This window comes from Pseudomonas oligotrophica, assembly GCF_021726475.1.
In the GTDB taxonomy this organism is placed as follows: domain Bacteria; phylum Pseudomonadota; class Gammaproteobacteria; order Pseudomonadales; family Pseudomonadaceae; genus Stutzerimonas; species Stutzerimonas oligotrophica.
Genome location: NZ_JAKJRU010000001.1, coordinates 581,034 through 593,689 on the forward strand (window position 1 = coordinate 581,034; position 12,656 = coordinate 593,689).

The window sequence follows — 12,656 nt, forward strand, 5'->3', positions numbered from 1 at the left end:
GGCCGGGGCCGCGCCAAGGTGGCGAATTGTCCCGCAACGGCGTTGCCCGAATATTGCCGCGGGTCATTAACGAATCGTTACAGGCGGCGCAGGTAGTCGCTGCCGCCGAGCTGGCGCATCTGCTGGCGAATCCAGCCGGCCCGGCGCTGGACGTAGCCGCTCGGGCGACCGGCGTCCCAGCTGCGCGGGTTGGGCAGCACCGCCGCCAGCAGGCTGGCCTGGGTGGTGGACAGGTAGGGCGCGCCGCGGCCGAAGTGATGTCGCGCGGCTGCCTCGGCACCGAAGATGCCGTCGCCCCATTCGACACTGTTGAGGTAGACCTCGAGGATGCGCTGCTTGGGCCAGAGCAGCTCGATCAGCGCGGTGAACCAGGCCTCCAGCGCCTTGCGCGGCCAGCTGCGCCCGGACCAGAGGAACAGGTTCTTGGCTACCTGCTGGCTGAGCGTGCTGGCGCCGCGCAGCGAGCCGCCGGCCTGGTTGTGCTGCAGCGCGGCGCGGATGGCGGCGACGTCGAAGCCCCAGTGCTCGGCGAACTTCTGGTCCTCGGCGGCGATGACCGCCATCTTCAGGTCGTCCGGCAGTTCTTTCCACGGCCGCCACTGGCGTTCGAGGTCGATGCTCGGTCCGCTGGTCCAGGACTGCAGCTTGCGCTCGACCATCAGCGCGGTGAACGGCGGCGCCACCCAGCGCAGGGCCAGCACCAGCAATGCCGAGACGGCGACGAACCAGAGCAGCAGCTTGAACAGGCGGCGCAGCAGGGAGCGGAGCATGAGGACGTGGTCGCGGGCCAGAAGAGCGGGCATTATAGCGGCCGTCCCGGCCTGCCCGTCTCTGGATCATGATGCGCCCGTTCCTGCTGCTCTCCGCGTTCTACGGCCTCACCGGCGTCGCCCTCGGGGCCTTCGCCGCCCATGGCCTGCGCGCCCGGCTGAGCGCCGAGTACCTGGCGGTGTTCCAGACCGCCGTGCTGTACCAGCTGGTGCATGCCCTGGCGCTGTTCGGTGTCGCGCTGCTGACGCGCCAGGTGGCGGGGCGCCTGCCCCGGCTGGCGGGCGGCTTCTTCGCCGTCGGCGTGCTGCTGTTCTCCGGCAGCCTCTACCTGCTGACCCTGACCGGCGTCGGCAAGCTCGGCATCGTCACCCCGCTCGGCGGGACCGCCTTCCTGGCCGGCTGGGCCTGCCTGCTGGCCACGGCCTGGCGGCTGCGCTAGCGCTCGGCGCCTTTGCCTTGGTCGGCCACCCGGTTCGGGCTAGAATGCCGACCCCCTATCGATGGCGGCGATCCCCATGCAGATTCACTTGAATGGCGAACCCTACGAGCTGCCCGACGGCCAGACCGTCGCCGACCTGCTTGCGCGGCTGGAGCTGAGCGGCCGTCGGCTCGCGGTGGAACTGAACCTGGACATCGTGCCGCGCAGCGAGCACGGCGCCACCGCGCTGAAGGACGGTGATCGCGTCGAGGTGGTGCACGCCATCGGCGGTGGTTGAGCGAGCCGCAGCCCCAGCATTCCCGGCGGCATCGCAGTCGCCTCCCGCAACGTCCGAACGAGGAATACCCGATGAGCACAACGGCGCACGACAAGCCCTTCATCCTGGCCGGCCGCACCTATGAGTCGCGGCTGCTGGTCGGCACCGGCAAGTACAAGGATCTCGAGGAGACCCGCGCGGCCATCGAGGCCTCGGGCGCCGAGATCGTCACCGTCGCCGTGCGCCGCACCAACATCGGGCAGAACCCGGGCGAGCCGAACCTGCTCGACGTGATCAGCCCGGAGCGCTACACCATCCTGCCGAACACCGCCGGCTGCTACACCGCCGAGGAGGCAGTGCGCACCTGCCGCCTGGCGCGCGAGCTGCTCGACGGCCACAAGCTGGTCAAGCTGGAAGTGCTGGCCGACCAGAAGACCCTGTTCCCCAACGTCATCGAGACGCTCAAGGCCGCCGAGGTGCTGGTCAAGGACGGCTTCGACGTGATGGTCTACACCAGCGACGACCCGATCATCGCCCGCCAGCTGGCCGAGATGGGCTGCATCGCGGTGATGCCGCTGGCCGGCCTGATCGGCACCGGGCTGGGCATCTGCAACCCGTACAACCTGCGCATCATCCTCGAGGAAGCCACCGTGCCGGTGCTGGTCGATGCCGGTGTCGGCACCGCCTCCGACGCCACCATCGCCATGGAGCTCGGCTGCGAGGCGGTGCTGATGAACAGTGCCATCGCCCATGCGCAGAACCCCGTGCTGATGGCCCAGGCGATGAAGCATGCCATCGAGGCCGGGCGCCTGGCCTACCTGGCCGGACGCATGCCGAAGAAGCTCTACGCCAGCGCCTCCTCGCCGCTGGAAGGGCTGATCCGCTGATCTCCCGGCGGTGCGTGCGCACCGCCGACGCTTGACCCTGAAGCCGACTGCGCAGTCGGCTTCGTTCATTTCAGGATGCCGTTCATGACCGATGAAACCCAACAGGCGCAGCAACCGGCCGGCGATGCGCCGCGCATGCGCACCATCAAGAGCTTCGTGATGCGTGCCGGGCGTACCACCCTCGGCCAGCAGCGCGGCCTGGAGCTGGGCTGGCCGAAGTTCGGCCTGGAACTGGCCGACGGCCTGCGCGATTTCGACCAGGTGTTCGGGCGCAGTGCGCCGCGCACCTTCGAGATCGGCTTCGGCATGGGCCATTCGACGCTGGAGATGGCCGCCGCCGCCCCCGAGCAGGACTTCATCGGCGTGGAGGTACATACGCCCGGCGTCGGTGCGCTATTGAGCGGACTTCTGTCACAAAACCTGCAGAACGTGCGGGTTTACAGTTGCGATGCGCTGGAAGTGCTGCGTGAATGCGTCGCCGATTCCAGCCTCGACCGGGTGCTGCTGTTCTTCCCCGATCCCTGGCACAAGAGCCGCCATCACAAGCGGCGCATCGTGCAGCCGGCGTTCGCCGAGCTGGTGCGGCAGAAGCTGAAGGTCGGTGGCGTGCTGCACATGGCCACCGACTGGGAGCCCTACGCCGAGCACATGCTCGAGGTGATGGACGCCGCGCCCGGCTACCGCAACCTGGCCGCGGACGGCCGTTACGTGCCGCGCCCCGCGGAGCGGCCGATCACCAAGTTCGAGCGGCGCGGCGAACGTCTGGGGCACGGCGTCTGGGACCTGAAGTTCCAGCGCTGCGAATGAGCGACGCCCATCCGTAGGCGTCGTCGAGCCGCCCTGGGCGGCACCAGCGGGGCGACCGGGCTCCGCTGCCACACACAATGACAACGCCAACGGACGGCAGCCGACGCACGCAGAGGCGCGCTGGTCGTCCGACCCGCAGGGAGAAGACGATGAACGCGAAGTTGGGAGCGCTGCTGCTGGCCGTCTGTGCCGCATCGACGGCACAGGCCAAGGTCGACGCCACGCAGGCGGCCCGCCTGGGCCAGGACCTCACCCCGCTGGGCGCCGAGCGCGCCGGTAACGCCACCGGCAGCATTCCGGCCTGGAGCGGTGGCGTGACGCCGCCGGCCGGCTACCAGCCCGGCATGCACCATCCCGATCCGTTCGCCGCGGACACGCCGCTCTACCGTGTCGACAGCGGCAACCTCGGCGAGCACGCCGAGCGGCTTCCCGCGGGGTTGCGTGACCTGCTCGAGCGGCATCCGGACTTCTACCTGCGGGTCTTTCCCACACGGCGCAGCGCCGCGGCGCCGGAACGCATCTACGAAGCCTCGCGCGCCAACGCACAGAGTGCCGAGCTGATCGCCAACGGCAACGGCATCAAGGGGGCCGCGGCCGGCGTGCCCTTCCCGCTGCCGCGGGACGGCATGGAGGTGATCTGGAACCACATCCTGCACTACAAGGGCGAGCAGACCCACATGATCAACAACCAGGCGGTGGTGATCGGTGGCAAGGCGTCCTACATCAAGCGTGACCGCCACGTCTATTACGTCTACAACCGCGAAGGCATGACCCAGGGCGAGCTGAACAACACGCTGCTGTACTACAAGTACCGGGTCACCGCGCCGGCCAAGCTCTCCGGCACCGCACTGGTGGTGCAGGACCCGGTCGACCAGGTGCTGACCATCCGCAAGGCCTGGCGCTACAGCCCGGGCGACCGTCGCGTGCGGCGCCTGCCCTCGCTGGCCTACGACTCGCCGCAGCCGGATACCAGCGGCCTGGCGACCGCCGACGTGGTGGACTCCTTCAACGGCGCGCCGGATCGCTACGAGTGGACGCTGCTCGGCAAGCGCGAAATGCTGGTGCCCTACAACAGCTACGCGGTGCATCAGCAGGGCATCCCCTACGACCGCATCGTGCGTCCGGGCACGCTCAATCCCGAGCTGCTGCGCTACGAGCTGCACCGTGTCTGGGTGGTCGAGGCCGCGCTGCGCAAGGGTTTCAGCCACGCCTACGACAAGCGCCGCTTCTACATCGACGAGGACAGCTGGGCGATCCTCGCGGTCGACCTGTACGACGAGCAGGGTGAGCTGATCGGACTGCAGGAAAGCCATCCGATCAGCTACTACGAAGTGCCGATGTTCAACAGCACGCTGGAGACGCTGTACCACCTCAAGGATGGCAACTATTTCGTCGACGGGCTGGACAACAACGAGCCGATGTACGACTTCGACGTGCGCCTGACGCCGCGCGATTTCTCGCCGCAGGCGCTGCGCCGCGGGGCGAACTGATGCGCCGGCCCGGCCTGTCGCAGGCCGGGCTGTACCGCGCTAGTTGCGGTCGGCGACCACGCCGATGATGAACAGCATCAGGATCAGCACCGGCGCCAGGGTGTAGTTGTTGAACTGCGCCAGGCCCTTGGCCAGCCAGGGGCTCAGGTAGATGATGCCGAGGCCGTAGACGATCGCGCAGAACACCACGAACAGAAGCGTGCGCAGGATGAAGTTGAGCCCGCCGATGTTCTTCTGCACCCAGGCGTTGAGCGCCGGGCCGAAGAGCACGAAGAGCGTGGCCATGATCGCCAGCGAGATGTCCGACAGGTGGCTGCGGCTCCAGCGCGACAGCGTGGCGAGCAGGTCGAGTACGAGGTCCATCCGGTTTCCTTATGGCAGGAACAGTTGCAGCAAATCGTTGAGGAACAGCTGGCCGCGCGGCGTCGCCACCAGGCGCTGCGGGTCCGGGTCGAGCAGCCCGCGTGCCTGCGCCTGGCGCCGGCCATCGGCGAGCAGGGCCAGGGGCAGGCCGGTGCGCTCAGTGAACAGCAGTGACGGCACGCCGTCGGTGAGGCGCAGCACATTCATCAGGAACTCGAACGGCAGCTCGTCCCGTTCCAGCGCCTTCTGCCCGGCGCGAAAGCCATCGAGGGCGGCCAGGTAGTCCTTGGGCAGGCGGGTCTTCCACTGGCGCAGGATCCTCCCGTCGGCCAGGCTGAGCTTGGCGTGGGCACCGGCGCCGAGGCCAAGGAAGTCGCCGAAGGTCCAGTAGTTGAGGTTGTGCCGCGCCTGCCGTCCGGGCCGGGCATAGGCCGAGGTCTCGTACTGCCGGTAGCCGTGCTCGGCGAGCAGTGCCTGGCCGGCTTCCTGGATGTCCCAGAGGATGTCGTCCTCGGGCAGCACCGGCGGCTGACTCCAGAACACCGTGTTCGGCTCCAGGGTCAGCTGGTACCAGGACAGGTGCGTCGGCTGCTGGGCTATGGCGATGCGCAGGTCGCTCAACGCGTCCTCCAGGCTCTGCTCCGGCAGGCCGTGCATGAGGTCGAGGTTGAAGTTGTCGAAGCCGGCGCTGCGCGCCATGTCGGCGGCGCGGATCGCCTCGGCGCCGTCGTGGATGCGGCCCAATGCCTTGAGCTTGGCGGCCTGGAAACTCTGTACGCCGATCGACAGGCGATTGATGCCGGCGCTGCGGTAATCGCGAAACTTGGCCTGCTCGAAGGTGCCGGGGTTGGCCTCGAGGGTGATCTCGATGCCGTCGGCGAAGCCGACCCGCCGCTCCAGCCCGGCGAGGATGCGCTCCAGCGCCCGGGCGGAGAACAGGCTCGGGGTCCCGCCACCGAAGAACACCGAGCCCAGCCGGCGGCCCTGGACGTAGTCCAGGTCGGCCTCGAGATCGGCCAGCAGGGCGTCGACATAGGCCGTCTCCGGCAACTCGGCGCCGGCAGTATGCGAGTTGAAGTCGCAGTACGGGCACTTGCGCACGCACCAGGGGATATGCACATAGGCCGCCAGCGGCGGCAGCTCGAAGCCTGGCGCCTCAAGCTGCAAGCCGTTGCTACCTGACGCTTGCGGCTTGCGGCTGGCCGTCGTCATATCCCCAGGTGCGTCTTGAGCTGAGCCATGGCGCGGGCGCGATGGCTGAGCTGGTTCTTCTGTTCGGCGGGCAGTTCGGCGCTGGAGCAGTCGCACTCCGGTACCCAGAACAGCGGGTCGTAGCCAAAGCCGTGCTCGCCGCGCGGCGCATGCAGGATGCGCCCGTGCCAGAGCCCCTCGCAGAGGATCGGCAGTGGGTCGTCGGCGTGCCGTACCAGGGCCAGGGCGCAGACGAACTGCGCGCTGCGCTCGGCGTCCGGCACGTCGCGCAGCACCTCCAGCAGCTTGGCGTTGTTCGCCGCGTCGCCCTGGCCGTCGGCATAGCGCGCCGAGTAGATGCCAGGCGCACCGCCGAGGATGTCCACCGCGAGGCCCGAGTCGTCGGCCAGCGCCGGCAGCCCGGAGAGGCGCGCCGCGTTGCGCGCCTTGAGGATGGCGTTCTCGATGAACGACAGGCCGGTCTCTTCCGGCTCGATGTCGCTGAACTCGCCGACCGAACGCACGCGCACCGCATCGCCGAGCATCGCTTGCAGTTCCTTGAGCTTGCCGGCGTTGTGGCTGGCCAGCACCAGTTCGTTGAAAGGCATCATTCGTCTGGGAAGAATTCCTGGGTGAAGTCGAAATTGACCGGCTCGCCGCCCATCGGTTGCACGCTGAGGCTGAAACGCAGGACTTCCTGCGAGTCGAAGGGGAACTGCGCCAGGTAGTAGGTGGCGGCATCGCCTTCCTTGAGCTGCTTGAACTGCAGCCTGTAGTCCTGGCCGAGCAGGTTCTTCACCTGGCCGCTGACCAGCGCGGTGACCGGCTTGCCCTGGCGGAGCACCGAGACGTTCACCACGCCCTGCTGCTTGCTGCGCACCAGGCCCGCCGCGGCGGCGATGTCAGGTTGCAGGAAGCTGGAGTTGAAGGCGCTGTAGTGGATGTCGTATTCGCCGACGCTGTGCTTGCGCTCGGCCAGGGCCGGCAACGTGAGCAGGCTGGCCAGTAGCAGGATCAGGGCGCGTTTCATGGGGCTTTCTCCTATCCAGGCGGCCGCTCAGCGGCCAGGTCCGGTGACGCGATAGATGCCGATCTCGCCGAGCAGGTTGGGCCACAGCCTGCTCGCCCAGTCGTGCCGGTGGTCGCGGTCGACCGCCAGCCGATCGAGCACCCGCGCACCGCGTTCGCGGCACAGCCGCTCGAAGTCCTCGAACGTGCAGAAATGGATGTTCGGGGTGTTGTACCAAGTGTAGGGGAGGAATTCGGAGACCGGCATGCGCCCCTTGCTAGCCAGGTACCAGCGGCAGCGCCAGTGGCCGAAGTTGGGGAAGGTGATGATGCACTCGCGGCCGACGCGCAGCATTTCCTTGAGCAGCTTGTCCGGGTAGTGCACGGCCTGCAGGGCCTGGGTCATGACCACCATGTCGAAGCTGTCGCTGGCGAAGTTGCCCAGGCCCTTGTCCAGGTCCTGCTCGATGACGTTGACGCCTTTTTCGATGCAGGCCGCGATGTTGTCCGGGTCGATTTCCAGGCCGTAACCGCTGACGCCCTTGTGGTCGCGCAGCCAGGCCAGCAGCTCGCCATTGCCGCAGCCGAGGTCGAGCACCCGACTGCCGGCCGGAATCCAGTCCTGGATGATGTCCAGATCGGCGCGCATGTTCGCTCCTTATACGGCGATGCGGTTCATGTAACCGCGGAAGGCTTGCAGATAGCGGGGGTTGGGGATGAGGAAGGCGTCGTGCCCCTGCGGCGCGTCGATCTCCAGGTAGCAGACGTCCTTGCGCGCGGCGAGCAGGGCGTCGACGATCTCCCGCGAGCGCTGCGGCGAGAAGCGCCAGTCGGTGGTGAAGGACATCACGCAGAAGCCGGCCTTGGCGCCCTCGAAGGTCCGCGCCAGGTCGTCGTCGTGGGCCGCGGCGGGGTCGAAGTAGTCCAGCGCCTTGGTCATCAGCAGGTAGGTGTTGGCGTCGAAGCGCGCGGAAAACTCCTCGCCCTGGTAGCGCAGGTAGCTCTCGACCTGGAACTCGACGCTGTTGAAGTCGTAGTTGAGCTTCTCGCTCTTCAACCCGCGGCCGAACTTGGTGCCCATGGCATCGTCGGACAGGTAGGTGATGTGGCCGACCATGCGCGCCAGCATCAGGCCGCGCTTGGGGATCACGCCCATCTCCTGGAAATGCCCGCCATGGAACTCGGGGTCGGAGAGGATCGCCTGGCGTGCCACCTCGTTGAAGGCGATGTTCTGCGCCGACAGCTTGGGTGCCGTGGCGATCGCCAGGCAGTGGCGCACCCGCTCGGGATAGCTGATCGTCCATTGCAGCGCCTGCATGCCGCCCAGGCTGCCGCCGACCACCGCCGCCCACTGGCTGATGCCCAGCGCATCGGCCAGGCGCGCCTGGCTGTGCACCCAGTCCTCCACCGTGACCACCGGGAAGTCCGCGCCGTAGACCTTGCCGGTGGCCGGATTCAGGCTGGCCGGGCCGGTCGAGCCGTTGCAGCCGCCGAGGTTGTTCAGGCTGACGACGAAGAAGCGCTCGGTATCGATGGCCTTGCCCGGGCCGATGCAGCTGTCCCACCAGCCCGGCTTGCGATCTTCCAGGCTGTGGTAGCCGGCGGCATGGTGATGGCCGGACAGGGCATGGCAGATCAGCACGGCATTGCTGCGGCTGGCGTTGAGCTCGCCATAGGTTTCGTAGATCAGCTGGTAGTCGGCCAGCGTACGGCCGCAGGCGAGCGTCAGCGGTTCGGCGAAGTGCGCGACCTGCGGGCTCACCAAGCCAACGGAATCGGCTGGAATGGCAGTGGGCATCTACCCTGGCTCTTGCAGACGGAAGGTCGGAGAGTCTAAAGGGAAGCGCGCGTCAATTCACCCTGTATCGCCTGCCCGCTCCGGCTGGGCCAGGCCCAGCAGATTGACCACCTTGTGCTGCCGGCGGATCGGCGAGGGCCGCCGCAGGGCGCGCTGCATCTCGGCGGCCTGGGCCAGCTGCTGCTCCAGCTCGTCGGCATAGCGGCCCAGCAGTTCGGCGCGGCGGTCGTCCTGATGGTTGTCGCGGGCCAGCTGCTTGAGCTGCAGCATGTGCGCCTCGATCTGCTGCTTGTGCTCCAGCGAGAACTGCAGCAGCGGGGTCAGCGCATCGACCGCCCAGAGCTCGGCCTGCTGGCGCAGGCGCTCGTGCAGGGCGAGCACTTCCTGGACCAGGGTGGCGAAGAAGCGGCGGGTCAGCGCGTGCTGTTCGGTGAGCAGGGTCTTGAGCTGGCGGCGGAACTGGTCGGCCTTGCCCTGCAGGGTCTGCAGCTCGCGCACGTAGGGCTGCACGCGCAGGCAGGGGGCATCCATGCCGTGCAGCGGGTTTTCCTCGTTGTGTCGCCGGTAGATCGCCTCGAGCATCTTGTTCGCGCGCTGCGCCTCGAGTTCCAGGGCGGCGAGGTCCTGCTCGACGCTGCGGAAGAAGTGCTGGATGGCCAGGTTGATGCCCAGGGTGGTGAGGCTGCCGGTCAGGCTGCGACGCAGGCGCGCCAGGTGCTCCTCCAGGCGCTCGCTGCCGAGCGCGGCGCGCAGCTGCTCGCCCTGGCGTTGCAGCAGGCGCTGGTTGGTCTTCAGGTCGAGCAGGCGCTTGTGGTGGCGGTTGTGCTCGTGGCGGGTACGAGCGGTCAGCTCGAGCAGCGTCTGGCTGCTGCCCTGCTGGCGGTCATCGAGCAGCCGGCGCTGTTCGGCGATCCGCTCCAGGCGCTGGCCCAGCGCCTGCTGGCTGTTGTGCAGCAGCGCCAGTACCTGCTGCACCACGCCTTCTTCGAGCAGGCGCTCCTTGTGCGCCAGTACCCGCTCGCTGAGCAGCCGCTCGAGCGCTTCGATGCGGCTGCGCTCGAGCAGGGCGTCGTCCTGGCGCGCCTTGGCCAGCAGCGCCTGCTTGGCCGAGAGCGGCAGCACGTCCTGCTTGGCGAGGCCGAGCTGCTGGGCGGTATTGGTGCGGATCTGCTCGATCGCCTGGGCGACGAACGCCTCGCCGGCCAGGTCGTCCCAGAGCACGTCGATCTTGTTGAGGATGGCGAACAGGTTGCCCTGCGCCTCCTCGCCCAGCGGCGCGACGTGCCGCTGCCAAATCTGCATGTCGCTGGCGGTGATGCCGGCGTCGGCCGAGAGCATGAACAGCACCGCCTGGGCGTTGGGCAGCATCGACAGGGTCAGCTCCGGCTCGCTGCCCAGCGCATTGAGCCCGGGGGTGTCGAGAATGCGCAGGCCCTGGCGCAGCAAGGGGTGGTCGAAGTTGACCAGCGCATGGCGCCAGGCCGGGATCAGCACCTTGCCGGAGCTGTCGGCCGGCTCCAGGCTGTCGGCCGCGAAGCCCAGCTCCAGCGCGGCCTGCAGCGGCACGGCCTTGGTCATCGCGACCTGGTCGAAGGCCTCGGCGAGGTTCGCCGGGTCCTGGGTGTCGAGCGGGATCTGCAGCCACTGGCGCGGCAGGCGGCGCAGCTGCGCCAGGCTGGCGTCCTCCAGGCGCGTCTCGATCGGCAGCAGGCGGATGTAGGAGCGCTCCGAGCGAGGGTCGAAGAACAGCTCGGTCGGGCACATGGTGGTGCGCCCGGCGCGCGAGGGCAGAATGCGCCGGCCGAAGCGGCCGAACAGCAGGCTGTTGATCAGCTCGGTCTTGCCGCGGGAGAACTCGCCGACGAAGGCCAGGGTGATGTGGTCGGTACGCAGCAGGCGCAATGCACGTTCCAGGCGCGCATCGACCGCCTCGCTGCTCAGTCGGTTGTGTACCAGCCAGCTGCGGTAGCGGGTGATCTCGCGGATCAGGTCGCGCTTCCAGCCAACGTAGGCGTCTACTTGCCGATCGAGTCGCTCCATGTGCTTGCCTGCCGTGCCGAGAGGAGGTCGTCAGGAAGGTGCGCTCGAACCGTCGGCGACTCCTGACCGGGCAAGTCTAGAGCGGCCTGCGGGTCGGCGGAATGCGCGCTGCGGCCTGCTGGGCCGCAGCCTTGCGAGAGCTTGAACCGGTTCTCAGATCAGCGTGCGCAGGATGTTGGGCATGTGCGTCATGGTCGCCAGGTTGCCGACCACCAGCATGTCCAGCAGCTTGATCGCGAGGAAGGCGAAGATCGGCGAAAGGTCCAGCCCGCCCATGCTCGGCAGCAGCCGGCGGAACGGCGCCAGCACCGGCTCGCAGATCTGGTTCACCAGCTCGGCCGCCGGGTTGTGGCTGTGCGGCGCGACCCAGGAAAGGATCACGCTGATCAGCAACGCCCAGAAGAAGATGTTGAGGAACAGCCCGGTGAGCCCGACCAGGCCCCAGATCAGCAGCAGCAGCGGGTTGCCGGTGGTGCCGTAGGCGATGAGCAGGATCAGCGCCATCAGCAGCATCTGCGCCAGCAATGCGAGGATCAGCGACGACAGGTCGAGGCTGCCGATGCTCGGGATGACCCGGCGCATCGGCCGCAGCAGCGGATGGGTGGCGCGGACAATGAACTGGCTCAGCGGGTTGTAGAAGTCCGCGCGCACCAGCTGCAGGATGAAGCGCAGCAGCACGATCAGCAGGTAGAGGCTGCCGAGGGTCTGCACCACGAGAATCAGGGCTTGCGAGAGTTGCGACATGAAGGCTCCTTATTGGCCCAGTTGTTCGGCCAGTTCGGCCGAGCGCCTGGCGGCGGCGTCCACCGCCTGCTGCACCAGCTGCTCGAAGCCGCCGGCCTGGAAGGTTTTGATTGCCGCCTCGGTGGTTCCGTTCGGCGAAGTCACCCGGCGGCGCAGCTCGCTGGGCTCGACCTCGCTTTCGCAGGCCATGCGCGCCGCGCCCAGTGCCGTGTGGCTGGCCAGTTGCGCGGCGGTCTCGCGCGGCAGGCCGAGGCGCTCGCCGGCGGCGGTCATGGCCTCCATCAGCAGGAAGAAGTAGGCCGGGCCACTGCCGGACACGGCGGTGACCGCGTCGATCAGGCTTTCCTCGTCCAGCCAGAGGGCCAGGCCGACAGCGCCGAGCAACTGCCCGGCCTGCTGCTTCTGGATCGCGCTGACTGCGGCGTTGGCGTACAGGCCGCTGACGCCCTGGCGCAGCAGCGCCGGCGTGTTGGGCATGCAGCGCACGATCGCGCGGGGCGCGTCGGTGGTTGCGCCGAGCCAGGCCTGCAGGCTGGCGCAGCTGATGCCGGCAGCGATGGACACGACCAGCGCATCCGGCGCCAGGTGCGCTGCCAGCTCGCGGCAGACGGCCTGCATCACCTGCGGCTTGACCGCCAGCACCACCACCTCGGCGCCGACCAGGGCCTGTGCATTGTCAGCGAAGACCTCGATGCCATGCTCGGCCGCCAGGCGTGCACGCTGTTCGGCGCCCGGGTCGCTGGCGCGGATGGATTCGGCGGCGATGCCCTGGCCGATCAGGCCGCCGATCAGGCTGGCGGCCATGTTGCCGGCACCGATGAAGGCGATGCGAGGATTGCTCACGGGAACTCCTTTGGTCTAT

At 68.2% G+C, this 12,656-nt stretch carries 15 protein-coding genes; 5 read left to right on the top strand and 10 right to left on the bottom strand.

The annotated features are described in order from the left end of the window. Positions 1–77 precede the first annotated feature (77 nt). Positions 78–770 carry a monofunctional biosynthetic peptidoglycan transglycosylase gene (gene mtgA, locus L3N39_RS02665; protein ID WP_237255947.1) on the bottom strand — a complete coding sequence of 231 codons (693 nt, stop codon included), beginning with the start codon at positions 768–770 and terminating at the stop codon, positions 78–80. 68 nt (positions 771–838) lie between these two features. On the opposite strand from mtgA, the gene L3N39_RS02670 reads away from it, so the two are divergent. The 5 genes from L3N39_RS02670 to L3N39_RS02690 all read left to right on the top strand — a co-directional run bounded on the left by L3N39_RS02670 (position 839) and on the right by L3N39_RS02690 (position 4,650). Next, positions 839–1,210, top strand: a complete 372-nt coding sequence (locus L3N39_RS02670; protein WP_237255650.1) for a DUF423 domain-containing protein — start codon at positions 839–841, stop codon at positions 1,208–1,210. A 76-nt stretch (positions 1,211–1,286) separates the two neighbouring features. Beyond that, positions 1,287–1,487, top strand: coding sequence for a sulfur carrier protein ThiS (thiS, locus tag L3N39_RS02675; RefSeq protein ID WP_237255651.1), 201 nt, complete (start codon positions 1,287–1,289; stop codon positions 1,485–1,487). 71 nt (positions 1,488–1,558) lie between these two features. Then, positions 1,559–2,353 carry a thiazole synthase gene (locus L3N39_RS02680; RefSeq protein ID WP_237255652.1) on the top strand — a complete coding sequence of 265 codons (795 nt, stop codon included), beginning with the start codon at positions 1,559–1,561 and terminating at the stop codon, positions 2,351–2,353. A gap of 135 nt (positions 2,354–2,488) precedes the next feature. Beyond that, on the top strand, positions 2,489–3,160 hold the full coding sequence (gene trmB / locus L3N39_RS02685) for a tRNA (guanosine(46)-N7)-methyltransferase TrmB (protein WP_237255948.1): 672 nt from the start codon (positions 2,489–2,491) through the stop codon (positions 3,158–3,160). Positions 3,161–3,309: 149 nt separating this feature from the next. Next, positions 3,310–4,650 (top strand): DUF1329 domain-containing protein, encoded by a 1,341-nt coding sequence (locus L3N39_RS02690; protein ID WP_237255653.1) that lies wholly within the window; start codon positions 3,310–3,312, stop codon positions 4,648–4,650. Positions 4,651–4,689: 39 nt separating this feature from the next. On the opposite strand, the gene L3N39_RS02695 is transcribed toward L3N39_RS02690, so the two are convergent. The 9 genes from L3N39_RS02695 to proC all read right to left on the bottom strand — a co-directional run bounded on the left by L3N39_RS02695 (position 4,690) and on the right by proC (position 12,637). After that, positions 4,690–5,013 (bottom strand): DUF3392 domain-containing protein, encoded by a 324-nt coding sequence (locus L3N39_RS02695; RefSeq protein WP_237255654.1) that lies wholly within the window; start codon positions 5,011–5,013, stop codon positions 4,690–4,692. 9 nt (positions 5,014–5,022) lie between these two features. Continuing rightward, the gene (hemW, locus tag L3N39_RS02700) at positions 5,023–6,225 is read right to left on the bottom strand and encodes a radical SAM family heme chaperone HemW (RefSeq protein ID WP_237255655.1); all 1,203 of its coding nucleotides are present in this window, start codon (positions 6,223–6,225) and stop codon (positions 5,023–5,025) included. After that, positions 6,222–6,815: an RdgB/HAM1 family non-canonical purine NTP pyrophosphatase gene (rdgB, locus tag L3N39_RS02705; protein ID WP_237255656.1), complete on the bottom strand. Its 594-nt coding sequence runs from the start codon at positions 6,813–6,815 to the stop codon at positions 6,222–6,224. The genes hemW and rdgB overlap by 4 nt, the downstream gene beginning before the upstream one ends. After that, positions 6,812–7,234, bottom strand: coding sequence for a DUF4426 domain-containing protein (locus L3N39_RS02710; RefSeq protein ID WP_237255657.1), 423 nt, complete (start codon positions 7,232–7,234; stop codon positions 6,812–6,814). Before L3N39_RS02710 ends, rdgB begins: the two co-directional genes overlap by 4 nt. A 27-nt stretch (positions 7,235–7,261) precedes the next feature. Further along, entirely contained in the window at positions 7,262–7,861 is a 600-nt protein-coding gene (gene metW / locus L3N39_RS02715) for a methionine biosynthesis protein MetW (RefSeq protein ID WP_237255658.1), read from the bottom strand. 9 nt (positions 7,862–7,870) lie between these two features. After that, positions 7,871–9,010, bottom strand: a complete 1,140-nt coding sequence (metX, locus tag L3N39_RS02720; RefSeq protein WP_237255659.1) for a homoserine O-succinyltransferase MetX — start codon at positions 9,008–9,010, stop codon at positions 7,871–7,873. 57 nt (positions 9,011–9,067) lie between these two features. After that, the gene (locus L3N39_RS02725) at positions 9,068–11,050 is read right to left on the bottom strand and encodes a dynamin family protein (protein WP_237255660.1); all 1,983 of its coding nucleotides are present in this window, start codon (positions 11,048–11,050) and stop codon (positions 9,068–9,070) included. 153 nt (positions 11,051–11,203) lie between these two features. After that, the gene (locus L3N39_RS02730; RefSeq protein WP_237255661.1) at positions 11,204–11,794 is read right to left on the bottom strand and encodes a YggT family protein; all 591 of its coding nucleotides are present in this window, start codon (positions 11,792–11,794) and stop codon (positions 11,204–11,206) included. A 9-nt stretch (positions 11,795–11,803) separates the two neighbouring features. Then, on the bottom strand, positions 11,804–12,637 hold the full coding sequence (gene proC / locus L3N39_RS02735) for a pyrroline-5-carboxylate reductase (RefSeq protein ID WP_237255662.1): 834 nt from the start codon (positions 12,635–12,637) through the stop codon (positions 11,804–11,806). Positions 12,638–12,656: the final 19 nt, after the last annotated feature.